This window comes from Pseudomonas sp. 1912-s, from assembly GCF_029269205.1.
Lineage (GTDB): Bacteria > Pseudomonadota > Gammaproteobacteria > Pseudomonadales > Pseudomonadaceae > Aquipseudomonas.
On the sequence record NZ_JARIXR010000002.1, the window covers coordinates 156,942 to 180,198 of the forward strand.

General features: G+C 61.7%; 29 protein-coding genes. 11 read left to right on the forward strand and 18 right to left on the reverse strand.

Annotation, left to right across the window (positions count from 1 at the left end; genetic code table 11):
- Positions 1–14: 14 nt before the first annotated feature.
- Positions 15–869 carry an RNA polymerase sigma factor RpoH gene (gene rpoH / locus P3C29_RS03490; RefSeq protein WP_003176698.1) on the forward strand — a complete coding sequence of 285 codons (855 nt, stop codon included), beginning with the start codon at positions 15–17 and terminating at the stop codon, positions 867–869.
- A 195-nt stretch (positions 870–1,064) separates the two neighbouring features.
- On the opposite strand, the gene mtgA is transcribed toward rpoH, so the two are convergent.
- Positions 1,065–1,787, reverse strand: a complete 723-nt coding sequence (gene mtgA, locus P3C29_RS03495; RefSeq protein WP_201125612.1) for a monofunctional biosynthetic peptidoglycan transglycosylase — start codon at positions 1,785–1,787, stop codon at positions 1,065–1,067.
- 74 nt (positions 1,788–1,861) lie between these two features.
- Here mtgA and P3C29_RS03500 point away from each other — a divergent pair, with 74 nt between their 5' ends.
- The 4 genes from P3C29_RS03500 (at position 1,862) to trmB (ending at position 4,106) form a co-directional block, all read left to right on the forward strand.
- Positions 1,862–2,239, forward strand: coding sequence for a DUF423 domain-containing protein (locus P3C29_RS03500; RefSeq protein WP_169386915.1), 378 nt, complete (start codon positions 1,862–1,864; stop codon positions 2,237–2,239).
- 71 nt (positions 2,240–2,310) lie between these two features.
- Entirely contained in the window at positions 2,311–2,511 is a 201-nt protein-coding gene (gene thiS / locus P3C29_RS03505; protein ID WP_010167710.1) for a sulfur carrier protein ThiS, read from the forward strand.
- A 65-nt stretch (positions 2,512–2,576) separates the two neighbouring features.
- A complete protein-coding gene (locus P3C29_RS03510; RefSeq protein ID WP_010167708.1) occupies positions 2,577–3,371 on the forward strand; it encodes a thiazole synthase in 795 nt (264 codons plus the stop codon).
- Positions 3,372–3,380: 9 nt separating this feature from the next.
- Positions 3,381–4,106 carry a tRNA (guanosine(46)-N7)-methyltransferase TrmB gene (gene trmB / locus P3C29_RS03515; protein WP_275963916.1) on the forward strand — a complete coding sequence of 242 codons (726 nt, stop codon included), beginning with the start codon at positions 3,381–3,383 and terminating at the stop codon, positions 4,104–4,106.
- A gap of 138 nt (positions 4,107–4,244) precedes the next feature.
- Here trmB and P3C29_RS03520 read toward each other — a convergent pair whose 3' ends face one another.
- The 9 genes from P3C29_RS03520 to P3C29_RS03560 all read right to left on the reverse strand — a co-directional run bounded on the left by P3C29_RS03520 (position 4,245) and on the right by P3C29_RS03560 (position 10,903).
- Complete coding sequence (locus P3C29_RS03520; protein ID WP_003213776.1) at positions 4,245–4,568, reverse strand: DUF3392 domain-containing protein; 324 nt, start codon at positions 4,566–4,568, stop codon at positions 4,245–4,247.
- Between the two features lie 19 nt (positions 4,569–4,587).
- Positions 4,588–5,790: a radical SAM family heme chaperone HemW gene (hemW, locus tag P3C29_RS03525; RefSeq protein WP_275963917.1), complete on the reverse strand. Its 1,203-nt coding sequence runs from the start codon at positions 5,788–5,790 to the stop codon at positions 4,588–4,590.
- Positions 5,787–6,383 carry an RdgB/HAM1 family non-canonical purine NTP pyrophosphatase gene (rdgB, locus tag P3C29_RS03530; RefSeq protein WP_275963918.1) on the reverse strand — a complete coding sequence of 199 codons (597 nt, stop codon included), beginning with the start codon at positions 6,381–6,383 and terminating at the stop codon, positions 5,787–5,789. The genes hemW and rdgB overlap by 4 nt, the downstream gene beginning before the upstream one ends.
- On the reverse strand, positions 6,380–6,814 hold the full coding sequence (locus tag P3C29_RS03535; RefSeq protein WP_010167700.1) for a DUF4426 domain-containing protein: 435 nt from the start codon (positions 6,812–6,814) through the stop codon (positions 6,380–6,382). The genes rdgB and P3C29_RS03535 overlap by 4 nt, the downstream gene beginning before the upstream one ends.
- 21 nt (positions 6,815–6,835) lie before the next feature.
- The gene (gene metW / locus P3C29_RS03540; RefSeq protein WP_010167698.1) at positions 6,836–7,456 is read right to left on the reverse strand and encodes a methionine biosynthesis protein MetW; all 621 of its coding nucleotides are present in this window, start codon (positions 7,454–7,456) and stop codon (positions 6,836–6,838) included.
- A gap of 25 nt (positions 7,457–7,481) precedes the next feature.
- Positions 7,482–8,624, reverse strand: a complete 1,143-nt coding sequence (locus tag P3C29_RS03545; protein ID WP_201125610.1) for a homoserine O-acetyltransferase — start codon at positions 8,622–8,624, stop codon at positions 7,482–7,484.
- Positions 8,625–8,752: 128 nt separating this feature from the next.
- Positions 8,753–9,340 (reverse strand): YggT family protein, encoded by a 588-nt coding sequence (locus P3C29_RS03550; protein WP_003213764.1) that lies wholly within the window; start codon positions 9,338–9,340, stop codon positions 8,753–8,755.
- A 24-nt stretch (positions 9,341–9,364) separates the two neighbouring features.
- Positions 9,365–10,183, reverse strand: a complete 819-nt coding sequence (gene proC, locus P3C29_RS03555; protein ID WP_010167692.1) for a pyrroline-5-carboxylate reductase — start codon at positions 10,181–10,183, stop codon at positions 9,365–9,367.
- A gap of 33 nt (positions 10,184–10,216) precedes the next feature.
- Entirely contained in the window at positions 10,217–10,903 is a 687-nt protein-coding gene (locus tag P3C29_RS03560; protein ID WP_010167690.1) for a YggS family pyridoxal phosphate-dependent enzyme, read from the reverse strand.
- 57 nt (positions 10,904–10,960) lie between these two features.
- Between P3C29_RS03560 and P3C29_RS03565 the strand changes: the two genes are divergently transcribed.
- On the forward strand, positions 10,961–11,995 hold the full coding sequence (locus P3C29_RS03565; protein WP_275963919.1) for a type IV pilus twitching motility protein PilT: 1,035 nt from the start codon (positions 10,961–10,963) through the stop codon (positions 11,993–11,995).
- A 173-nt stretch (positions 11,996–12,168) separates the two neighbouring features.
- Here the strand turns inward: P3C29_RS03565 and P3C29_RS03570 are convergent, their stop codons facing one another.
- Entirely contained in the window at positions 12,169–12,804 is a 636-nt protein-coding gene (locus P3C29_RS03570; protein WP_032881810.1) for a C40 family peptidase, read from the reverse strand.
- A 250-nt stretch (positions 12,805–13,054) separates the two neighbouring features.
- Here P3C29_RS03570 and P3C29_RS03575 point away from each other — a divergent pair, with 250 nt between their 5' ends.
- Entirely contained in the window at positions 13,055–13,483 is a 429-nt protein-coding gene (locus P3C29_RS03575; protein WP_010167684.1) for a TM2 domain-containing protein, read from the forward strand.
- Between the two features lie 143 nt (positions 13,484–13,626).
- Here the strand turns inward: P3C29_RS03575 and P3C29_RS03580 are convergent, their stop codons facing one another.
- The 7 genes from P3C29_RS03580 to gshB form a co-directional block, all read right to left on the reverse strand.
- A complete protein-coding gene (locus P3C29_RS03580) occupies positions 13,627–14,898 on the reverse strand; it encodes a dihydroorotase (protein ID WP_201125607.1) in 1,272 nt (423 codons plus the stop codon).
- Entirely contained in the window at positions 14,895–15,899 is a 1,005-nt protein-coding gene (locus P3C29_RS03585) for an aspartate carbamoyltransferase catalytic subunit (RefSeq protein ID WP_010167680.1), read from the reverse strand. The genes P3C29_RS03580 and P3C29_RS03585 overlap by 4 nt, the downstream gene beginning before the upstream one ends.
- 24 nt (positions 15,900–15,923) lie before the next feature.
- Entirely contained in the window at positions 15,924–16,430 is a 507-nt protein-coding gene (gene pyrR, locus P3C29_RS03590; RefSeq protein WP_275963920.1) for a bifunctional pyr operon transcriptional regulator/uracil phosphoribosyltransferase PyrR, read from the reverse strand.
- A gap of 72 nt (positions 16,431–16,502) precedes the next feature.
- Positions 16,503–16,940, reverse strand: a complete 438-nt coding sequence (ruvX, locus tag P3C29_RS03595) for a Holliday junction resolvase RuvX (RefSeq protein WP_003213744.1) — start codon at positions 16,938–16,940, stop codon at positions 16,503–16,505.
- Positions 16,940–17,509, reverse strand: a complete 570-nt coding sequence (locus P3C29_RS03600; protein ID WP_010167675.1) for a YqgE/AlgH family protein — start codon at positions 17,507–17,509, stop codon at positions 16,940–16,942. Before P3C29_RS03600 ends, ruvX begins: the two co-directional genes overlap by 1 nt.
- 67 nt (positions 17,510–17,576) lie before the next feature.
- Positions 17,577–18,476, reverse strand: coding sequence for an energy transducer TonB (locus P3C29_RS03605; RefSeq protein WP_010167674.1), 900 nt, complete (start codon positions 18,474–18,476; stop codon positions 17,577–17,579).
- A 77-nt stretch (positions 18,477–18,553) separates the two neighbouring features.
- Complete coding sequence (gene gshB, locus P3C29_RS03610) at positions 18,554–19,507, reverse strand: glutathione synthase (RefSeq protein ID WP_010167673.1); 954 nt, start codon at positions 19,505–19,507, stop codon at positions 18,554–18,556.
- Positions 19,508–19,746: 239 nt separating this feature from the next.
- Here gshB and pilG point away from each other — a divergent pair, with 239 nt between their 5' ends.
- The 4 genes from pilG to P3C29_RS03630 are packed head-to-tail and all read left to right on the forward strand — an operon-like array spanning position 19,747 to position 23,152.
- Complete coding sequence (gene pilG, locus P3C29_RS03615) at positions 19,747–20,154, forward strand: twitching motility response regulator PilG (RefSeq protein WP_003213736.1); 408 nt, start codon at positions 19,747–19,749, stop codon at positions 20,152–20,154.
- A 47-nt stretch (positions 20,155–20,201) separates the two neighbouring features.
- A complete protein-coding gene (gene pilH, locus P3C29_RS03620) occupies positions 20,202–20,567 on the forward strand; it encodes a twitching motility response regulator PilH (RefSeq protein WP_010167668.1) in 366 nt (121 codons plus the stop codon).
- 12 nt (positions 20,568–20,579) lie between these two features.
- The gene (locus tag P3C29_RS03625) at positions 20,580–21,104 is read left to right on the forward strand and encodes a chemotaxis protein CheW (RefSeq protein WP_010167666.1); all 525 of its coding nucleotides are present in this window, start codon (positions 20,580–20,582) and stop codon (positions 21,102–21,104) included.
- A complete protein-coding gene (locus P3C29_RS03630; protein ID WP_275963921.1) occupies positions 21,101–23,152 on the forward strand; it encodes a methyl-accepting chemotaxis protein in 2,052 nt (683 codons plus the stop codon). The genes P3C29_RS03625 and P3C29_RS03630 overlap by 4 nt, the downstream gene beginning before the upstream one ends.
- Positions 23,153–23,257: the final 105 nt, after the last annotated feature.

Here is a 23,257-nt window from a genome sequence, read left to right on the forward strand (position 1 = left end):
GGAGGTTTTTTCGTATGACCACTTCTTTGCAACCTGCTTATGCTCTGGTCCCGGGTGCGAACCTGGAGGCCTATGTGCACACGGTCAACAGCATTCCATTGCTGACGCCCGAGCAGGAGCGTGAACTGGCCGAGAGTCTCTACTATGAGCAGGATTTGGGGGCGGCTCGGCAGATGGTGCTCGCCCACCTGCGTTTTGTCGTACATATCGCCCGTAGCTATTCCGGCTACGGCCTGGCCCAGGCTGACCTGATTCAGGAAGGCAACGTTGGCCTGATGAAAGCTGTAAAGCGCTTCAACCCGGAAATGGGTGTGCGCCTGGTGTCGTTTGCTGTGCACTGGATCAAGGCGGAAATTCACGAGTTCATCCTGCGCAACTGGCGCATCGTGAAAGTCGCGACCACCAAGGCCCAGCGCAAGCTGTTCTTCAACCTGCGCAGCCAGAAGAAACGCCTGGCGTGGCTGAACAACGAAGAAGTGCATCGCGTGGCCGAAAGCCTTGGCGTTGAGCCCCGTGAAGTGCGCGAGATGGAAAGCCGCCTGACCGGCCACGACATGGCCTTCGACCCGGCCGCAGAAGCGGACGACGACAGCGCCTTCCAGTCGCCGGCCAACTACCTGGAAGACCACCGGTACGACCCGGCGCGTCAACTGGAAGACGCCGACTGGAGCGACAACTCCAATCACAACCTGCACGAAGCGCTGGAAGTGCTGGACGACCGCAGCCGTGACATCCTCTACCAACGCTGGTTGGCAGAAGAAAAAGCCACGCTGCACGACCTGGCGCAGAAGTACAACGTGTCGGCTGAGCGGATTCGTCAGCTTGAGAAGAGTGCGATGAACAAGCTGAAACTGTCGATCGCCGCCTAAACAGCTGCGAGGTGACAAAAAAATGCCCCGATCGAGAGATCGGGGCATTTTTGTTTGTGTTCGCACAACTCGAATTCAACTCAGTCCACTGTGGGAGCTGGCTTGCCTGCAATGAGGGGCTGCCAGCCAACACATCTGCAGGCCGACACACCTCTATCGCAGGCAAGCCAGCTCCTACAGTTGTTTTGTGTGGTGTCAGTCGGACCAGGGAGCTTTGCGCGAGTTGTTCAGCTCATTCAGGTAACCGTCGCCACCCAACTGACTCATCTGCTGCCGAATCCACGCGGCCCGCCGCGCGACATACGACGTTGGATGGCTGGCACTCCACACCCGTGGATTAGGCAACACCGCCGCCAGGTAGCTGGCCTGCTGGCGGGTCAGCGCCTTGGCACTCACCCCAAAATGATGCCGCGCCGCCGCTTCAGCGCCGAACACGCCTTCATCCCACTCCACGCTATTGAGGTACACCTCAAGAATTCGCTGCTTCGACCAGAAAATCTCGATCAAACCGGTAAACCAGGCTTCCAGGCCTTTGCGGAAATAGCTGCGGCCGGTCCACAGGAACAGGTTCTTCGACACTTGCTGGCTCAAGGTGCTGGCGCCGCGAATCGAACCGCCGCGCTCGTTATGCAGGAGTGCCGCCTGGATTGCGTCGAAATCAAAACCCCAATGCTGCGGGAAGCGCTGGTCTTCGCCGGCCATCACTGCCACTTTCAAATCGTCGGAGATCTGATCCCACGGCACCCACGTGCGTTGTACGTCAATCGGCTCGCCGTCGACCCAGGACTCGACCTTGCGCTCGACCATCAGCGCAGTCCCCGGTGGCGGCACGAAACGAAACAGCAGCACCAGCAACACACTACCGATGGCAAACCACTTGAGGGCTTTGAGAAAACGCTTGAAGAGGAGACGCAGCATAGAGATGGCTTGGCCGAACCCGTTGAGCGGGCCATTATACAGACCCTGCCCACTGAGTCTGACTGGAGTTCCTCATGTTGCGTGGCTTTCTGATGCTGGCTGCCTTTTTCGGTTTCACCGGTGTCGCCCTGGGCGCGTTTGCCGCCCACGGCCTGAAAAACCGCCTGAGTGCCGAGTACTTGGCGATTTTCCACACCGGCGTGACTTACCAACTGGTACACACCCTCGCGCTGTTCGGCGTGGCCCTGCTGGCGGCGCACATTCCGGGGCGCCTGGTGACGTGGGCGGGCGTGTCCTTTGCCGTCGGCATCCTGCTGTTCTCCGGCAGCCTGTATGTGCTGACCATGACCGGCATCAGCAAGCTTGGCATCATCACGCCGTTGGGTGGCTTGGCCTTCCTGTTGGGCTGGTTCTTCCTCGGTTTGGCGGCGTGGCGTCTACAGGCTGCCTGACCAAGGGGCTTGGGCCAGCAACGTCAATCACGCTAGAATGCTGGCCCCTAAAAACGATGGCGGCCCGCGGCATGCGCATTCAGTTGAACGGCGAATCCTTTGAACTGCCCGACGGTGAAACCGTTGCGGCCCTGCTGACCCGTCTGGACCTGACCGGACGCCGCGTCGCAGTGGAGCTCAACCAGGATATCGTCCCGCGTAGCCAGCACGCCGAGACCGCGCTCACCGAAGGTGACCAGGTCGAAGTGGTCCACGCCATCGGCGGCGGCTAGCCGTCCGGCGCTCAAGGGCGCCGACCCGCATTCTGCAGAACCTCACCCCATTTCGAGGATTTCCCATGAGCATCGTTCGTAGCGACAAGCCTTTCGTCCTGGCCGGTCGGACCTTCCAGTCCCGTCTACTGGTCGGCACCGGCAAGTACCGCGACATGGAAGAAACCCGCCTGGCCATCGAAGCCTCGGGTGCCGAGATCGTCACCTTCGCCGTGCGCCGCACCAACCTCGGCCAGATCGAAGGCGAGCCGAACCTGCTCGAAGTGCTGTCGCCGGATCGCTACACCTTCTTGCCGAACACTGCCGGTTGCTATGACGCGATTGAGGCCGTGCGCACCTGCCGCCTGGCCCGTGAGCTGCTCGATGGCCACAACCTGGTAAAGCTGGAAGTACTGGCCGACCAGAAAACCCTGTTCCCCAATGTGATCGAAACCCTCAAGGCCGCCGAAACCCTGGTCAAGGAAGGCTTCGACGTGATGGTCTACACCAGTGATGACCCGATCATCGCCCGCCAACTGGCCGAAATCGGCTGCATCGCGGTGATGCCGCTGGCCGGCCTGATCGGTTCCGGTCTGGGCATCTGCAATCCGTACAACCTGCAGATCATCCTCGAAGAAGCCAGGATTCCGGTGCTGGTGGATGCGGGCGTAGGCACTGCCTCCGACGCCACCATCGCCATGGAGCTGGGGTGTGATGCGGTGCTGATGAACTCGGCCATCGCCCACGCGCAGCAACCGATCATGATGGCCGAAGCCATGAACCACGCAATTGTCGCGGGCCGCCTGGCGTACCTTGCCGGGCGCATGCCGAAAAAACTTTATGCCAGCGCCTCCTCGCCGCTGGATGGTCTGATCAAGTAAGAGCCATTGATGACTGAATCAAACGAAACGCCGAACACCCTGGAAGAAGGCGACGAGTCCAAGCACCGCCGCATCAAGAGTTTTGTGATGCGCGCCGGTCGCATGACCGAAGGCCAGCAAAAAGGCCTGGAGCAGGGCACGCCGCTGTTCGTCCTGCCGCTGGTGGATGCCCCGGTGGATTATGACCAGGTGTTCGGCCGCTCGGCGCCACGCTCCCTGGAGATCGGCTTCGGCATGGGCCATTCCCTGCTGGAAATGGCTGCGGCTTCGCCGGAGCAGGATTTTATCGGGGTTGAAGTACACCGTCCGGGTGTCGGCGCGCTGCTTAATGGCGTGCTGACTCAGGGCCTGACCAACCTGCGGGTCTACGATTGCGACGCGATCGAAGTGCTCAACCGCTGCATCGCCGACAACAGCCTCGACCGCCTGATGCTGTTCTTCCCGGACCCATGGCACAAGAGCCGCCACCACAAGCGCCGCATCGTCCAGGCTTCCTTCGCGGAACTGGTACGCAGCAAGCTGAAAGTGGGCGGTATCCTGCACATGGCCACCGACTGGGAACCGTATGCCGAATACATGCTGGAAGTGATGAACGTCGCCCCTGGCTACCGCAATCTGGCCGAAGACGGCAAATGCGTCCCGCGTCCGGCCGAGCGGCCGATCACCAAGTTCGAACGTCGCGGCGAGCGACTCGGGCATGGGGTTTGGGATTTGAAGTTCGAGAAGCAGGACTGATTAGCTAAAAGCCCATAACGCAATCAACGGTGGGAGCTGGCTTGCCTGCGATAGCATCACCCCGGAATCACTGATACACCGAGGTGTCTGCATCGCAGGCAAGCCAGCTCCCACATTTTGTTTTGTGTTGAGTTGGAGTCAGCGGCGATCCGCCACAACCCCGATCAACACCAGCACCACCAACAACACCGGCGCCAGGCTGTAGTTGTTGAACTGGCTCAACCCGCGAACAATCCACGGCGTGGCGTAGATCAACGCAGCGCCGCTGCCGATCATGCACACCAGCGCCATCAGCGGTACGCGCAGCGCACCCGCGATGCTGCCCAAGCGCGCCTCGACCCAGCCCTTGATGTCGGCGCCAAACAGCACCAGCAGGCAGCCGACGAGCGCCAGGGAGATTTCCGACAGGTTGCTACGGCTCCAGCGGGACACGGTGGCGAGTAGATCGAGTACCAAATCCATTCGATTTCCTTAAGAGCAATCAGCTCAAAAACTTCTGCAGCAGGTCATTGAGAAAGAGTTGCCCGCGGTCGGTGGCCGCCAGGCGTGACGGTTCGACCTGCATTAAGCCACTTTGTTCGGCATCCTTGCGGGCTTCATCGAGGCTGGCCAGGTCCAGGCCGGTACGCTCGGCGTAAAGCTTCGCTTCGACACCGTCGGTGAGGCGCAGGGCGTTCATCAGGAACTCGAACGGTAACTCTTCGTTGGTCAGTTCTTTCGCGCCGGCCTGGTAATTTTTCGCCGGGTTGAGGTAGTCCTTCGGCGCCCGGGTTTTCCAGGTGCGCACGATGCGCCCGTCCGGGTGGCTGAGCTTGCCGTGGGCGCCGGCACCGATGCCGATGAAGTCGCCAAAGCTCCAGTAGTTCAGGTTATGCCGCGCCGGCCGGCCCGGTTGAGCGTAGGCCGAGACTTCGTACTGGGCGTAACCGTGTTCGGCGAGCAATGCCTGGCCGGCTTCCTGGATGTCCCACAGGGTGTCGTCTTCCGGCAGCACAGGTGGCTGATTCCAGAACACCGTGTTGGGCTCCAGGGTCAGTTGGTACCAGGATAAATGCGTGGGCTTGAGGGCGATGGCCTGGCGCAGGTCGCCCAGAGCGTCCTCCAGGGACTGATCGGGCAAGCCGTGCATCAGGTCCAGGTTGAAGTTGTCGAACCCGGCCTGACGCGCCATGCCGGCGGCCCGCACGGCTTCGTCACCGTTGTGGATGCGGCCCAGGGCTTCGAGTTTTTCCTGCTGGAAACTCTGGATGCCAATCGACAGGCGATTGATCCCCAGCTTGCGATACGCCACGAACTTCTCTTGCTCGAAGGTTCCCGGGTTGGCTTCCAGGGTGATTTCGATGTCGCTGGCAAACGGGATACGCGCTTCCACGCCCTTGAGCAGCCGGCCCAGCGCAGCGGCGCTGAACAGGCTCGGGGTGCCGCCGCCGAAGAAGATCGAACTCAGCTCACGGCCATACACCGCGTACAGGTCCTGATCGAGGTCGGCCAGCAATGCGTCGACGTACTCCTCCTCCGGCAGCACCTTGCTGGCGGTGTGGGAGTTGAAGTCGCAATAAGGGCATTTGCGCACGCACCACGGGATGTGGATGTACAGCGCCAGGGGCGGCAGGTGAGGCAGGGCCGCCCGAGGGGTTTGCGCGCCACCGTGAATCAGTGGCTGCGCGGAGGTGTTCTGGGTCATTTCAGGCCCAGACGCTGGCGCAGCAAATCCATTGCGCGGGCGCGGTGGCTGATCTGGTTCTTGTCGGCCGGGCTCAGTTCGGCGCTGGAGACATTGCGCTCCGGCACCCAGAACAACGGGTCATAACCGAAACCGTGTTCACCGCTGGCGGCCTGCAGGATGCGGCCGTGCCACAGGCCTTCGCAGAGAATCGGCAATGGATCATCGGCGTGACGCACCAGGGCCAGCACGCAGACGAACTGCGCGCCACGCTCGGCGTCCGACACGTCCTTGAGGGCGTCCAGCAGCTTGGCGTTGTTGGCCGCGTCGCCTTTGCCATCGGCATAACGCGCCGAGTAGATGCCTGGCGCGCCGCCCAGGAAGTCTACCGCCAGCCCCGAATCGTCGGCCAGTGCCGGCAGGCCGGAAATGCGCGCGGCATTGCGGGCCTTGAGAATGGCGTTCTCGACGAACGACAGGCCGGTCTCTTCCGGCTCTACCTGGCTGAACTCGCCAATCGAGCGCAGTTGCACCGACTGGCCGAGCATGGCCTGGAGTTCTTTGAGCTTGCCAGTGTTATGGCTGGCCAGTACGAGTTGTGTGAGGTTCATCATTCGGCCGGAAACAGTTCCTGGTTGAAACTGAAACCGTGGGCTTTGCCGCCGGTTTCAACGTTGATCGTGAAAATTCGTACTTCCTGCTGCGGCACGGAGTACTGGGCGAGGTAGTAAATCGCACCTTTCTCGGTGATTTGCTTGAAGGTCAGCATCTCACTCTTGCCGCTCAGGTCCTTGACGGTACCTGTCACCTGGGCCACCACGGGCGTGACGCCCTTGATCACCGACACATTGATCACGCCCTTGTTCTTGCTGCGCACCAGTTCAACGGCCTGGGCCACGTCGGGCTGCAGGAAGCTGGAGGTGAAGGTGTTGTAGTGCACAGTGATGTCGCCGAAATCTTTCTGGCGATTGGGGTCGATAACGTCCGCCGCCATGGCGCTGACGCCCAGGCAGGCAGTGAGTAGAAAAACAGCCAGGCGACTCATGATCGTCCTCCTTGAATATGGTTAGACGGCAATCTGGTGGTCCGTCAGGCCCGGGCTGCTGACCCGGTAGATCCCGATCTCACCCAACAGGTTAGGCCATAGCTTACTCGCCCAGCCGTGACGGTGCTGTTGATCGACGGCAAGGCGGTTGATGACTTTGGCATCACGCTCGCCACACAGCGCTTCGAAGTCTTCGAAGGTGCAGAAGTGGATGTTTGGCGTGTTGTACCAGGTGTACGGCAGGAAGTCCGACACCGGCATGCGGCCCTTGGTGGCCAGGTACCAGCGGCAGCGCCAGTGACCGAAATTGGGGAAGGTGATGATGCACTGGCGGCCGACGCGCAACATTTCGTCGAGGATCCGGTCCGGGTAGTGCACGGCTTGCAGGGCCTGGGTCATGACCACGATGTCGAAACTGTTGCTGGCGAAGTTGCCCAGGCCCTTGTCCAGGTCCTGCTCGATCACGTTGATGCCCTTGGCCACGCACTGGGCGATGTTGTCCGGGTCGTTTTCCAGGCCATAGCCGGTGACTTGCTTGTTGTCGCGCAGCCAGCTCAGCAGTTCGCCATCGCCGCAGCCCAGGTCGAGCACGCGGCTGCCGGCGGGGATCCAGTCTTGGATGATTTCCAGGTCGGCTCTCATGGCGTTCTCCTAAAGCGTAAGCAATTCATATAAGCGCTATTCGGTTCATGTAGTTGCGAAAGGCCTGCAGGTAGCGTGGGATCGGGATCAGGAAGGCGTCATGGCCCTGCGGTGCATCGATCTCCAGGTAGCAGACGTCTTTCTTGGCGGCCATCAGTGCATCCACCAGTTCCCGCGAGCGGGCCGGCGAGAAGCGCCAGTCGGTGGTGAACGACATCACGCAGAACTTCGATGTGGCGTTTTCGAAGGTCTTCGCCAGGTCATCGTCAAAGTTCGCCGCCGGGTCGAAGTAATCCAGGGCCTTGGTCATCAGCAGGTAGGTGTTGGCGTCGAAACGTCCGGAAAACTCCTCGCCCTGATAACGCAGGTAGCTCTCGACCTGGAACTCGACGCTGTGGAAGTCGTAGTTGAGCTTTTCGCTCTTGAGGCCACGGCCGAATTTCTCGCCCATGGAGTCATCCGACAGGTAGGTGATGTGGCCGACCATCCGCGCGAGCATCAGCCCGCGCTTGGGGATCACGCCCGCTTCCTGGAACGAACCGCCGTGGAACTCGGGGTCGGTGAGGATCGCCTGGCGCGCCACTTCGTTGAAGGCGATGTTCTGCGCCGACAATTTTGGGGCCGAGGCGATTGCCAGGCAATGGCGCACGCGGTCCGGGTAAGTGATGGTCCATTGCAGGGCCTGCATGCCTCCCAGGCTGCCGCCGATCACGGCGGCCCATTGGGCGATGCCGAGTACGTCGGCCAGGCGGGCCTGGCTGTGCACCCAGTCTTCCACGGTCAGCACCGGGAAGTCGGCACCAAACGGCTTGCCGGTTTCCGGGTTGAGGCTGCTGGGGCCGGTGGAGCCGTTGCAGCCGCCAAGGTTGTTCAGGCTGACCACGAAGAACGTGTTGGTGTCGATGGGCTTGCCGGGGCCGATGCAGCTGTCCCACCAGCCGGGCTTGCGCTCGTCCACGCTATGGAAACCCGCAGCGTGGTGATGACCGGACAGGGCGTGGCAGATCAGCACGGCATTGCTGCCTGTGGCGTTCAGTTGGCCGTAGGTTTCATAGATCAGGTCGTAGGCGGGCAGCGAACGGCCGCAGGCCAGGGCCAGCGGTTCGCTGAAGTGCGCCACTTGGGGCACGACCAGTCCAACAGAATCGGGGGGAAAGGCAGCTGGCATCGACCCTGCTCTCGTTTAAATGAGGCGTAAGTCTAAAGACCGCTGCACCCAGCGGCAAGCAAAGGCCAGCGGCAGGTGTTTTTAGGGTTTTTTGGGGCAAGGGAGCAAGCTCCCTTGCCATCCAGCTATCAGATCAGACCGAACAGTTCTTTGGGCATGAATGCGTAGAACGCCAAACGTGGAATCACCCAGCTTTGCAGCAACTGAATCGCGATAAACGCGAAGATCGGCGAGATATCCAGGCCACCCAGGTTAGGCACCAGGCGACGGAACGGCGCCAGCACCGGTTCAGTGATCTGTGCCACCAGCTCGGCGCCAGGGCTGCGGCTGCCCGGTGCAACCCAGGACAGGATCACGCTGATGATCATCGACCAGAAAATGATCTTCAAGAACAGCGAGAAAATCCCGATCAAGGCCCACGGCAGCAACAGCAGCGTGGTGGCCTGATAGCCATTGAGCAGCAGGATCACCGCGAACAGCAGGATCTGCAGCAGCAGCGCCAATACCAGCGACGACATGTCCAGGCCGAACAGGCTCGGGATCACCCGGCGCAATGGCTTGAGCAGCGGCTGCGTGGCCTTCACCACGAATTGGCACAGCGGGTTGTAGAAGTTCGCCCGCACCAGTTGCAGGATAAAACGCATCAGCACGATCAGCAGGTACAGGCTGCCCAGGGTCTGGATGATGAAAATGGCAGCGTCATTGATTCCGAGCATGTTTGATTCCTATGTGGGGGACGACTATTTGCCCAGCTGCTCGGCCATTTCGGCCGAACGATGTGCTGCGGCACCCAGTGCTTTTTCCACCAGGGCTTCAAAGCCCCCGGCCTGGAATGATTCGATGGCAGCCTGCGTGGTGCCGCCCGGCGAGGTCACGCGTCGACGCAACTCGGCGGCATCCACATCGCTGCCGACCGCCATGTTCGCGGCGCCCAGGGCGGTTTGCTCGGCCAGTTGCTCAGCGATCTCGTGGGGCAAGCCCAGCTTCACGCCGGCGGCGGTCATGGCTTCGATCAGCAGGAAGAAGTAGGCCGGGCCGCTGCCGGACACGGCGGTGACCGCATCCAGTTGCTGCTCTTGCTCCAGCCACAGCGCGATACCCACGGCGGACAACAGCTCTTGTGCCTGATCGCGCTGGGCAGCGGTCACTTCGCGGGTGGCGTACAGACCGCTCACGCCCTTGCGCAGCAGCGCCGGGGTGTTGGGCATGCAGCGCACGATCGGCTGGGCACCGAGCCAGTTATTCATGCTGGCGCAGGTGATGCCGGCGGCGATGGACACCACCAGTTGATGGGGCTTGAGGCTGGGGCGCAGGCTTTCGCACACGGCTTTCATGGCTTGTGGCTTTACCGCCAGCACCACCACATCAACGCCTTCAATCGCTTGTGCGTTGTCGGCGAAGGTTTCGATACCGTGCTCGGCGCTGACGCGGGCACGGGTGTCGGCGCCCGGGTCGCTGGCGCGAATCTGTTGTGCTTCCAGGCCCTTGGCCCGCAGGCCGCCGATCAGGCTGGCCGCCATGTTACCGGCGCCGATAAAGGCAATACGCGTGTTGCTCATGACAGGTCCTTACTCAGATGGATGTCAGCCATTTCACGGCTGGCCGTAGTCACGGGCACCAAACAGGGCGGTACCGATCCGCACCCAGGTGGCCCCTTGGGCGATGGCCGACTCAAGGTCATGGCTCATGCCCATGGAAAGTGTGTCGAGCGGCAGGTTCAGGCTCGCCTGCAGGTCTCGCACGGTGGCGAAGGCGGCGTCCTGCTCGGCACGGTCGTCGGTCGGCTCGGGGATCGCCATCAAACCGCGCAGCTTCAGGCGCGGCAGGGCGCTGATGGCTTCGGCCAGGGCGGGCAGGTCGGCGGGTGTACAGCCGGACTTGCTGGCTTCGCCACTGACATTGACCTGGATGCAGATATTCAGCGGTGGCAGGTCAGCCGGGCGTTGCTCGGACAGGCGTTGTGCGATTTTCAGGCGGTCCACGGAATGCACCCAGGCGAAGTTCTCGGCGATCGCACGAGTCTTGTTCGATTGAATGGGGCCGATGAAGTGCCAACTCAAGGGCAGGTCGGTTAATTCGGCCTGTTTGCCCAAGGCTTCCTGCAGATAATTCTCGCCAAAGTCCCGCATCCCGGCGGCATGGGCTTCGCGCACGGCGTGTGCCGGTTTGGTCTTGCTCACGGCCAGCAGGTGCACGCTGCTGGCGTCGCGCTGCGAGGCCTCGGCCGCAGCCCGGATCCGCTCGGAAACCAGGCTGATGTTGTCTGCTATGGTCGACATTCAAGTTGCGCCCGTGGATATGGAGTCCGCGGCATTCTACTGGAAATGGAAAGCCCTATGGATATCACTGAACTGCTGGCCGCCGGCGTGCGCCTGCGGGCCTCGGACCTGCATCTGTCGGCCGGGCTGGCGCCGATGTTGCGAGTGGATGGCGAAGTCTGGCCCCTCGATTGGCCGGTGCTCGAGTCTGCGCAAGTGGCGGATTTACTCAGCCCTTTACTCAACAATCACCAGCAAAAGGATTTCGAAACATCTCTTGAAACGGATTTTGCCTTCGAGTTGCCCGAGGTGGCGCGGTTTCGGGTGAATGTGTTCCAGCAACACCGGGGCATGGGCGCGGTGTTTCGTACCATCCCGTCGGCGGTGCAGAGCCTGGAGGGCCTGGGGTTGGGTGAGGTGTTCCGGCGCATCGCGGATTTGCCCCGCGGGCTGGTCTTGGTCACCGGGCCGACCGGTTCCGGCAAGTCTACGACCCTGGCGGCGATGATTGATTACCTCAACACCCATCGCCGCCAGCACATCCTCACCCTTGAAGACCCGATCGAGTTTATCCATCAACCGAAAAACGCCCTGATCAACCAACGGCAGGTGCATCGCGACACTCACAGTTTCTCGGCCGCCCTGCGTTCGGCATTGCGGGAAGACCCGGATGTGATTCTGGTGGGGGAGTTGCGGGACCTCGAAACTATCCGCCTGGCGCTGACAGCAGCGGAAACCGGGCATCTGGTGTTTGGCACGTTGCACACCACCTCGGCGGCAAAAACCGTGGATCGGGTGGTGGACGTATTTCCGGCCGGTGAAAAGGCCATGGTCCGCTCGATGCTCTCGGAGTCATTGCAGGCGGTGGTGTCCCAGGTGCTGGTGAAGAAAGTCGGCGGCGGGCGGGTGGCGGCTCACGAAATCATGCTGGGTACTCCGGCGATTCGGAACCTGATCCGCGAGGACAAGGTGGCGCAGATGTACTCGGCGATACAGACCGGCGGGGCGCTGGGGATGACGACGCTGGACATGAGCTTGAAGGCGTTGGTCAGCCAAGGGCTGATCAGCCGGGAACATGCCCGGGAGAAGGCGAGGGTGCCTGGGGATGTTTGAGATCGCTTGGACGATGAACATTTAATGCAGGACTGGCTTATGTGGGAGCCGGGCTTGCCCGCGATGCAGGCACCCCGGTGTATCAGTCACACCGCAGTGATGCTATCGCAGGCAAGCCAGCTCCCACACAAGCCCGGTCACCACAGCAAGCCCGCTCCCAAGTCGGCCGGGTATCAGCGCTGCACAATCCGCAGATTGTTCTGTTCTTTAGGCAGGACACGTTTGGCAATTACGTAGTTCTTGTCCCAGAACGGCTTCTTCAGCGTATCGATGCTCACGGACTTGCCACGACGCGGTGCGTGGATGAAACGGTCGTTGCCCAGGTAGATGGCAACGTGGTTCACCTGGCGGCTCTTCAGTTTGAAGAACAACAGGTCACCCGGTTTCAAATCCTTGCGCTCAACCTTCAGCCCGTGGCCAGCGGCCATGGCATTGGAAGTGCGCGGCAAATCCACGGCTTTTACGTCGTTAAATGCATATTTCACCAAACCACTGCAGTCGAACCCTTTACTTGGGCTGCTGCCGCCCCAACGATAAGGGGTACCGAGCACGTTAACGGCGCGGCTGAGGACGTTGCTGCTTTGTTTGGTGTTGACGGCCATCAGCCCTGGAGCTGTTTTACCGTGGGCCTTGCTCAGTTGAGTCGGGCGCTTCACGGTCAGCTTTACCGATTTGGCGGAGCTGGTGGCAGCGTGAACTTTAGGGGTGAAACCGTTAACTTCTGGAAGACGTTGCTCACGATTGGTGGCGTGGGCGGCCAGTGGCATTAATAGGCAAATGGTTAGCCATGTCTTGAAAAATGGTCGCATTAGGCGTGGCTCTTTTTGGTTTGCGCGCAACTTTATAACAGCTTTTTGTGTCGTTCTAAGGCCGTTTGTCGACTGAACCCTGGGGTCAAATTCAGGAAAACCGTGACGAATTGCCGCGATTGTCCTACACAAGTCAGGCGGTATAAGGCTTTGAGGGAAGCGAAGATACCATTTGCCGCATGTCGGGCGCCCGTAAAAAAGTCACAAAGAAACCAGAAATATTTATCTATCGAGGCAAAAGGGGTACTCCATGAACACCTATCGACAGGATGTTTCGCAACAAGACACCCACAGCAAGGTGATCGGTTACCTGCTTTGGATTTTCGGTTTTACCGGCGCTCACCGCTTTTATTACGGCAAGCCAGTGACCGGGACGATCTGGTTTTTCACCTTCGGGTTACTCGGGATTGGTTGGCTGATCGACTTGTTCCTGATTCCGGCGATGGACCGGGAAGCGGACCTGCGATTCACCGCCGGGCCCATTGAGTACAACGTGGCCTGGATCCTGTTGGCGTTCCTGGGTGTGTTCGGCTTGCACCGCATGTATCAGGGCAAATGGATCAGCGGGATCATTTACCTGCTGACGGGTGGTTTGTTCCTGATTGGCGTGCTGTACGACTTCTGGACGTTGAATACGCAGATTTCGATCCGTAATGCCGAGCGTAACGGCGGTCGTTAAGCGCTCTAAACCAATGTGGGCGCGGTCAAGTGTAGGAGCTGGCTTGCCTGCGATGCGGGCACCTCGGTGTATCTGATGTACCGAGGTGATGCTATCGCAGGCAAGCCAGCTCCCACATTTACCGTGCCCACTTTGGATCGGGTTTAAGCCTGGTAGCTGATCCGCCCATCCACCAGCGTGTACCGCACAGTCGCCGGCAGGCTATGGCCGATGAACGGGCAGTTCTCGCCCTTGGACAGCCAGTGTTCCCCGGCAATCGTGGAGCTGGCCGGATCAAACAGCACCAGGTCCGCCGCCGAACCCACCGCCAGCTTGCCCGCCGGCAGGCGCAGCGCCTCGGCAGGGCCCGCACTGAGGCGTGCCAGCAGGGTCGGCAGGTCCAGCAAGCCATCCTCCACCAGCGTCATCGCCAGCGGCAGCAACAGCTCGACACTGCTGATGCCCGGCTCTGTCGCACCGAACGGCGCCAGCTTGGCATCCCGCTCGTGAGGCTGGTGATGGCTGGAAATCGCCGAAACCACCCCGGACTTCACCGCCGCGCGCAAACCGTCACGGTCAGCGCGGGTACGCAGGGGCGGCTGCACGTGATACAGACTGGAGAAGTCGATCAGTGCCTCATCCGTCAAAATCAGCTGATACAGCGCCACGTCCGCCGTCACCGGCAAACCGCGGGCTTGCGCCTGAGCGATCAGTGCCACGCCACGAGCGCTGGTCAGCTGGCTGAAGTGCGCGCGTACGCCGCTTTGCTCCACCAGCAGCAGGTCCCGGGCCAGGGCCACGGTTTCAGCGGTTTCCGGGATGCCCGGCAGGCCGAGGAAGCTCGCCGTAGCGCCTTCGTGGGCCAGGCCGCCTTCGGCCAGGTCACGGTCCTGTGAGTGGAAAATCACCGTCAGGTCAAAGGTCGCTGCGTATTCCAGCGCGCGGCACAGGGTACGGGTGCTGCGAAAGCTCTCCAGGCCGTTGCCAAAGGCCACGCAGCCGGCGTCGCGCAAGGCGATCAGCTCGGCCAGCTGTTCGCCGTCCAGGCCTTTGCTCAGGGCGCCGATGGGGAACACTTTGCAGTTACCGGCTTCGCGGGCGCGGTCCAGGATCAGCTCGGTCACGGCCGAGGTGTCCAGCACCGGTTTGGTGTGGGGCGGGCAGCACAGGCTGGTGACGCCACCGGCCGCGGCGGCGCGGGTTTCGCTGGTGATGTTGCCCTTGCGGCTGTAACCCGGCTCGCGCAGGGCGACGTTCAGGTCTACCAGGCCGGGCGCGGCGATCAGGCCTTTGGCGTTAATGGTTTCGCTGGCGCTGAAGCCTGCGGGTGCGGCGCCGATGGCAATGATCTTGCCGGCTTCCAGGTGCAGATCGGTGACTTGATCCAGGCCGCTGGCCGGATCGATGACTCGGGCGCCGAGAATGCTGAGCTTCACTGGGCGTTCTCCTGCTCGAATTGACGTTGCGCGGTTTGCCCGCTCATGGCCATGGACAGCACGGCCATGCGGATGGCGATGCCGTAGGTCACCTGGTTGAGAATCACCGACTGCGGGCCGTCGGCCACCGCCGACTCAATCTCCACGCCACGGTTGATCGGCCCCGGGTGCATCACAATGGCGTCCGGCTTGGCGCCGGCCAGGCGTGCGGTGGTCAGGCCGAACAGGCGATAGAATTCGCCCTCGCTCGGCAGCAGGCCGCCGGCCATGCGCTCGCGTTGCAGGCGCAGCATGATCACCACGTCCACATCCTTCAGGCCCTCGGCCATGTCGGTGTAGACCTTCACGCCGTATTGCTCGATGCCGATCGGCAGCAGGGTTTTTGGCGCGATCACGCGGATGTCCGGGCAACCCAGGGCTTTCAGGGCCAGCATGTTCGAGCGTGCAACCCGCGAGTGCAGGATGTCGCCGACGATGGCCACCGAGAGGTTTTCAAAGCTGCCCTTGTGCCGACGAATCGTCAGCATGTCGAGCATGCCCTGGGTCGGGTGGGCGTGGCGGCCGTCGCCGCCGTTGATGATTGCTACGTTCGGGCACACGTGTTCGGCGATGAAGTGCGCGGCGCCGGAGTCGCCGTGGCGCACCACGAACATGTCGGCGGCCATGGCTTCCAGGTTGCGCAGGGTGTCGAGCAGGGTTTCGCCCTTGCTCGCCGACGAGGTGGACACGTTCAGTGTGATCACGTCAGCCGACAGGCGCTGGGCCGCCAGCTCAAAGGTGGTGCGGGTGCGGGTCGAGTTCTCGAAGAACACGTTGCAGATGGTCTTGCCGCGCAACAACGGGACTTTTTTCACCGCCCGGCCGCCGACTTCGAGAAACGAGTCGGCCGTGTCGAGGATTTCGGTGAGCAGTTCGCGGGGCAAGCCGTCGAGGGACAGGAAGTGTTGCAGCTGGCCCTGAGCATTGAGCTGCAGCGGGCGCTTGGCATCTAGAGGCGTCATCGCGGGGACTCTTTACAAGGCGGTTTAAAGGGCAAGGTCTTGCAGTTCGAGTTCGAGCGGCGTGGGACCGGACAATTTTACCCGCTGGTGGGCTTCGAGGGACAGTGTGGCACCGACTACGTCCGGGCTGATCGGCAACTCGCCGGCGTCCAGGTCCAGCAGGCAGACCAGGGTCACGCTGGCCGGGCGGCCGTAGTCGAACAGTTCGTTCATGGCGGCGCGAATGGTGCGACCGCTCATCAGTACGTCATCGATCAGCACCAGGTGCTGGCCTTCAATCTCGAACGGCAGGGCCGAAGGGCGCACTTGCGGGTGCAGGCCGTTCTGGCTGAAGTCGTCGCGGTAGAAGGACACGTCCAGGGTGCCGAGGGGCGAGTTGCTGCCCAGTTCTTCCAGCAGCGCCTGGGCCACCCACACGCCACCGGTGCGAATGCCGATAAAGCGCGGTTCGCTGATGGCACGCTGTTCCAGGTGCGCCTTGAGGCGGATAGCCATCTGGCTGATCAGATCGGCGGGATTGGGCAGGCTCATGGGTGCTCCTTCTAGGCCTCGCGCAGGCAAGGTCCGGGCTCAAACGTAAGAAGACGCGGCAAGCCGCGTCAGTCAGGATTCAAATAAAGCGGTGTTTTCATCCAGCCAGCCCTGCAACAGCAAGGCCGCGGCGATGGCATCCACCGGGTTGTCGCGGTAGCTGCCTTTCTGCCCGCCACGGTCGCGGCGCTCGCCCTTGGCTTCGAACGTGGTCAGGCGTTCGTCGTGGGTATAGAAGGGCAGGTTGTAGCGGCCATTAAGGCGGCGGGCGAATTTTTCGGCCCGCAGGCACATCTCGCTCGGGGTGCCGTCCATGTTCAAGGGCAGGCCGACGACTACGGCGTCGGGCTTCCATTCCTTGATCAGGGCTTCGACCTGGTTCCAGTCGGGCACGCCGTTTTGGGCTTTCAGGGTGCAAAGCTCGCGGGCCTGGCCGGTGATGACCTGGCCGACAGCGACGCCAATCTGTTTGGTGCCGTAGTCAAAGCCGAGGATCAGACGCAAGGCCATCAGGCGTGCCCCGCCTGGCTGGTCAGCAGGCTGAGGTTGATCCGCAGCTTGGCCGCGGCGGCTTCCAGGCGTAGTTCGCTGGGGGTATTGAACAGGATGTCGGCATCAAACGGGCAGGTCAGCCAGGCATTGCTCGCCAGCTCCGCCTCCAGTTGCCCGGCTTCCCAGCCGGCGTAACCCAGGGTGATCACACTTTGATCAGGCCCGATGCCGTCCGCAATGGCGAACAACACGTCCTGGGACGTGGACAGGGACAACCCTTCAAGGTCCACGGTCGCCTGGAATTTCGGCCCGGTGGGGTGCAGCACAAAACCCCGGTCCGTCTGCACCGGCCCGCCGATGTAGATCGGTACGTGCTGGCAGCTGGCGGGCGGGTCGATGTCCGGGCGCAGTTGCTCGAGGATATCGGCCAGGTTCAGGTCTTGCGGGCGGTTGACCACCAGCCCCATCGCACCATTGGCGGTGTGCTCGACGATGTAGGTCAAGGTCTGCGCAAAGTTCGGGTCGGCCATATGGGGCATGGCGATCAGGAATTGGTGCTTGAGGTAGGTCGGGCTGACATTTTTCATGTCCGCTAGTGTGGCGTTGGAGGGGCGAACTGACAAGCTGAGGATGCGTACGACATTGGCGCAATCCTCAATTACTGGAAAGCCGATCACCCTTGGCAAAGCGCCAGGTGCGAATGATTTCCAGGCGGTCGATGTCGTTCAAGTCCCCGGTAAACGGTGCAAAGGGCGCCGCCAGGCGCACGATGCGTTGCGCCGCCTGGTCCAGCAGCGGCTGGCCGGAAGACTCCAGCACCTGCACTTCGTACAAGGTGCCATCGCGGTTGATCGATACCAGCAGTCGCAAATTACCGTAGATCTGCTGGCGGCGGGCTTCGTCCGGGTAGTTCAGGTTGCCGATGCGTTCGACCTTCTTGCGCCACTCGTCCTTATACCAGGCGCCTTTGTCGCGCATGGTGGAGGCGGCATTCAGGCGGTAGATGCGCGGGCGCTTGGCGTACAGCTGTTGTTCGTGGGCCAGTTCGGCTTCCAGGCTGGAGATTTCGCTGGAGAGTTGCGAGCTGTCAAACGTCGGGGCCGGCGTCGTCGGCGCGGGTTCGGTCTTGGCCTTTTCGCGCTGGGTCGGGGCTTTTTGCGGTTTGGGCGCCACGGTCGTGACGGCGGCCTTGGGTGCAGCCTGTTTCACCTCCGGCTTGGGCGTCGGTGGTGGCGTGACCTTATTGACCTTGTTGTCCTGGAACGGCGCCACTTCGGTGGTCTTGGGCACCGCCTTCTTGTCGAGGGTGCCGCTGCCTTGCTGGTTGTCCTGAGCGAGAAAGTCAGCCTTTTCGGGCTTCTTTTCGCTTTTGAAGGTGGCAAGGGTGATTTCCAGGGTCTTGGTGATCTGCTTGGGTTCGGCAAAGGTGAAGCCCAGGCCGAGGATCAATGCCAGGTGAATCAACGCCGCCAGAAACAGGGTAAATCCGAGCCGATCAGCCGGGCGCACGCCGCTGTGGGAGAGTTCGGGGGGCAGATCGGACGGGAGCGTCATGACAAGAAAACCAACATCGCGCATTTCACAGGTGGGGCATGATAGCGCAATGTTGGTTTGTGTCCGGCTGTTCTATGTCACTTGGCTTGTAGCTTGGAGGCAATCGCCGCCATCAGCATTTCGCCGATGTTCGTGCCAAATGCATTGTCGATCTCGCGAATACAGGTCGGGCTGGTGACGTTGATTTCGGTGAGGTTCTCGCCGATAACGTCAAGTCCTACAAATAGCAGGCCTTTTTCGCGCAGGGTTGGGCCGACTTGGGCTGCAATCCAGCGATCCTTGTCTGTCAGCGGTCGGGCTTCACCCCGGCCACCGGCCGCCAGGTTGCCGCGGGTCTCGCCGGCGGCCGGAATACGCGCCAGGCAGTAAGGCACCGGCTCGCCATCGATCATCAGGATGCGCTTGTCGCCGTCCTTGATCGCCGGAATGTAGGCCTGGCCCATGATCTGCTGGGTGCCCAGCGCGGTCAGGGTTTCGAGGATCACCGACAGGTTCGGGTCGCCGGCGCGGTGGCGGAAGATCGACGTGCCGCCCATGCCGTCCAGCGGCTTGAGGATCACGTCACCGTGCTTGGCGGCGAATTCACGCAGCACGTCGGCGCGGCGGCTGACCACGGTCGGCGGTGTGCACTGTGGGAACAGCGTGGCGAACAGCTTTTCATTGCAGTCGCGCAGGCTCTGGGGCTTGTTGACGATCAGCACGCCCGCGCGCTCGGCCTGCTCCAGCAGGTAGGTGGAGTAGACGAACTCCATGTCGAATGGCGGATCCTTGCGCATCAGGATCACGTCGAGGTCGCTCAGGGGGCTGTCGATTTCGTCTTGCAGTTCGAACCACTTCTCGGGGTTGGCAAACACCTGCAGGGGGCGCATCCGTGCCCGCGCTTCACCGTCACCCTGGTAAAGGTCCGGCTGTTCCATATAGAACAGGCTCCAGCCGCGGGCCTGGGCGGCCAGCAGCATGGCCAGCGAGCTATCCTTTTTATAGGAGATGCTGGCGATAGGGTCCATGACAATGCCGACGCGAACGCTCATGGGGGATTTCCTCTAGCAAATAAGGGCGCATAAAAGTGGCGTCAGAGTGGCGCTGCGGCTGTTGTGGGTCAAGGAAAAACCACCGCGCGGGTCGGCCGATAGATTGCGTTCTGAGACTGTGCTAAAAAGGCTGCCATGGCGTATCAGCCCTTGAATTCCAAGGCTTCTGGCGCTCATCCTGTGCAACATCAGGCAGTACACACCGAAAACCTATTCGCTGTGGCGATGGTAGAGCAGATATGGAACAGCATTCCAACGCCTTGAAAGTGATGGTGATCGACGATTCGAAAACGATTCGCCGCACGGCCGAAACACTGTTGAAGAACGTAGGGTGCGACGTCATCACGGCCATCGACGGTTTCGATGCCCTGGCCAAGATTGTTGACCACCACCCGCACATTATCTTTGTCGACATCATGATGCCGCGCCTGGATGGCTATCAGACCTGCGCGCTGGTGAAGAACAACCCGGCGTTCAAGTCGATCCCGGTAATCATGTTGTCCTCCAAGGATGGTCTGTTCGACAAGGCCAAGGGGCGTATCGTCGGTTCTGATCAGTTTTTGACCAAGCCTTTCAGCAAGGAAGAACTGCTGAGCGCGATCAAGGCCTATGTGCCGGGCTTCGCCGCAGTAGAACAAGCACACTGACGGGGGCCCCACGAGGGCTTGCGTCTACTAAAGAAGTGGGGAAAACCATGGCACGTGTTCTGATCGTCGACGATTCGCCGACTGAAATGTACAAACTGACCGAAATGCTCGAAAAGCACGGTCACACTGTCCTCAAGGCCCAGAACGGCGGCGACGGCGTCGCGCTGGCCCGCCAGGAAAAGCCCGACGCGGTCCTGATGGACATCGTCATGCCCGGGCTCAATGGTTTCCAGGCCACCCGCCAGTTGACCAAGGACCCTGACACCGGGCACATCCCGGTGATCATCATCACCACCAAGGACCAGGAAACCGACAAGATCTGGGGCGAGCGCCAGGGCGCCAAGGACTACCTGACCAAGCCCGTGGACGAAGAAACCCTGATCGCCACCCTGAACAAGGTGCTGGCCGGCTGACGGCACGTTCCCATGACCGAGTCGCAAACCGCCTTCGAGCTGCTGCTGGACATCGACCGCCGCTGCCGCTTGCTGGCCGCCGACCTGCCGTCCCAGGAAACCCGGCTGCACAGCTGGAGCGGAATCGGGTTTCGCCTGGGCGAGCACTGGTACGTGGCGCCCATGGGCGAAGTCGCCGAAGTGCTGCACGAACCACGCTGCACCTTGATGCCCGGGGTCAAGCCGTGGGTCAAGGGCGTGGCTAACCTGCGCGGGCGCCTTCTGCCGGTGATGGACCTGGGCGCTTTCCTCGGCCTTGAGCGATCGGTGGCGCGCAAACAACGGCGGGTGCTGGTGGTGGAATATCAGGACGTGTTTGTCGGCCTGTTGGTGGACGAGGTGGTGGGCATGCAGCATTTTGCACAAGACGCATTGTCGACGAGCACCGTGGCCGGCGCGCCGTTTATCCAGGGCCAGTTTGACGGCGATCAGCTGTGGCAGGTCTTCAGCCCCTTCGCCCTGGCCCAGGCTCCAGGTTTCATGGATGTTGCCGCATGAGTACCGTCACCCCCGTCAAACCTCAGGAAGCGTCCCGCAGCCGCTCGCAGATCATCGTGCTGTTTATCGCGCTGATCGTGTTCATCATGCTGCTGTTCGCCAACTTCGCGTACCTCAACACCCAGTCCACCTACGATAAACAGTACATCGGCCACGCCGGTGAACTGCGGGTGCTGTCCCAGCGCATCGCCAAGAACGCCACCGAGGCCGCCGCCGGCAAGGCCGCTGCGTTCAAGTTGCTGGGGGATGCGCGCAACGACTTTGCCCAGCGCTGGGGTTACCTGAAAAAAGGCGACCCGGCCACCGGCCTGCCCGCCGCACCCACCGCCGTGCGCGCAGAAATGCGCGCCGTGCAGACCGACTGGGAAGCGCTGCTGAAAAACGCCGATGCGATTCTGGCCAGTGAGCAAACCGTGCTGTCGTTGCATCAAGTGGCCGCGACCCTGGCGGAAACCGTTCCACAGTTGCAGATGGAGTCGGAAAAGGTCGTCGACATCCTCCTGCAACGCGGCGCACCGGCCAGTCAGGTGGCGTTGGCCCAGCGCCAGTCGTTGCTGGCCGAACGTATTCTGGGGGCAGTGAACACCGTGTTGGCGGGCGACGAGACCGCAGTGCAGGCCGCCGATGCCTTTGGTCGCGATGCCAACCGTTTCGGCCTGGTGCTCAACGGCATGCTCCAGGGCAACCCCGGCCTGCGCATCAGCCAGGTCGAAGACCACGACGCCCGTGCCCGATTGGCGGAAATTTCCGAGCTGTTCGAATTCGTCTCCGGCTCGGTGGACGAAATCCTCGAAACCTCGCCGCAGCTGTTCCAGGTGCGCGCCTCGGCGAGCAATATCTTCAACCTGTCGCAAACCCTGCTGGACGAGGCCTCACACCTGGCCACCGGTTTTGAAAACCTGGCCGACGGGCGCACCTTCGACACCATCGGTGGCTACGTGCTGGGCTTGCTGGCCTTGGCCTCGATCATCCTGATCGGCTTGGTGATGGTCCGCGAGACCAACCGCCAACTGCGGGAAACCGCCGAGAAGAATGAGCGCAACCAGAACGCGATCATGCGCCTGCTGGATGAAATCGAAGACCTGGCCGACGGCGACCTGACTGTCACCGCCTCGGTCACCGAAGACTTCACCGGCACCATCGCCGACTCTATCAACTATTCCGTGGACCAATTGCGCGACCTGGTGGCAACCATCAACCTCACCGCCGGCCAGGTCGCGGGCGCGGTGCAGGACACCCAGGCCACCGCCATGCACCTGGCCCAGGCTTCGGAGCATCAGGCGCAGCAGATTGCCGAGGCTTCCACGGCGATCAACCAGATGGCCCAGTCCATCGACCAGGTGTCGGCCAACGCCGCCGAATCTTCGGCCGTGGCCGAGCGCTCGGTGGAGATCGCCAACAAGGGTAACGAGGTGGTGCACAACACCATCCATGGCATGGACAACATCCGCGAACAGATCCAGGACACCGCCAAGCGCATCAAGCGCCTGGGGGAATCGTCCCAGGAAATTGGCGACATCGTCAGCCTGATCGACGACATCGCCGAGCAGACCAACATCCTCGCCCTCAACGCCGCGATCCAGGCGAGCATGGCCGGTGATGCCGGGCGTGGTTTTGCGGTGGTGGCCGATGAGGTGCAGCGGCTGGCGGAGCGTTCTTCGGCGGCGACCCGGCAGATCGAAACCCTGGTGCGGGCGATCCAGACGGACACCAACGAAGCCGTGATTTCCATGGAGCAGACCACCACCGAAGTGGTGCGCGGTGCGCGGCTGGCCCAGGACGCCGGCGTGGCGCTGGAAGAGATCGAAGGCGTGTCGAAAACCCTGGCGGCGTTGATCCAGAGTATTTCCAACGCGGCGCAGCAGCAGACGTCGTCGGCGGGGCAGATTTCGCTGACGATGAACGTGATTCAGCAGATCACCACTCAGACATCGTCGGGCTCCACGGCCACTGCCGAGAGCATCGGCAACCTGGCGAAAATGGCCAGCCAGTTGCGGCGGTCGGTATCGGGCTTCACGTTGCCGGCGGCGAAGCAGGTGGATGAGTGAAATGCTATCTGTCAGGCACCACCGAACCCCTGTGGGAGCTGGCTTGTTGTGGTGAGGGGGCTTGTCCCCCGTCGGGTTCACCACTGATTGATGGGGCTGCTTCGC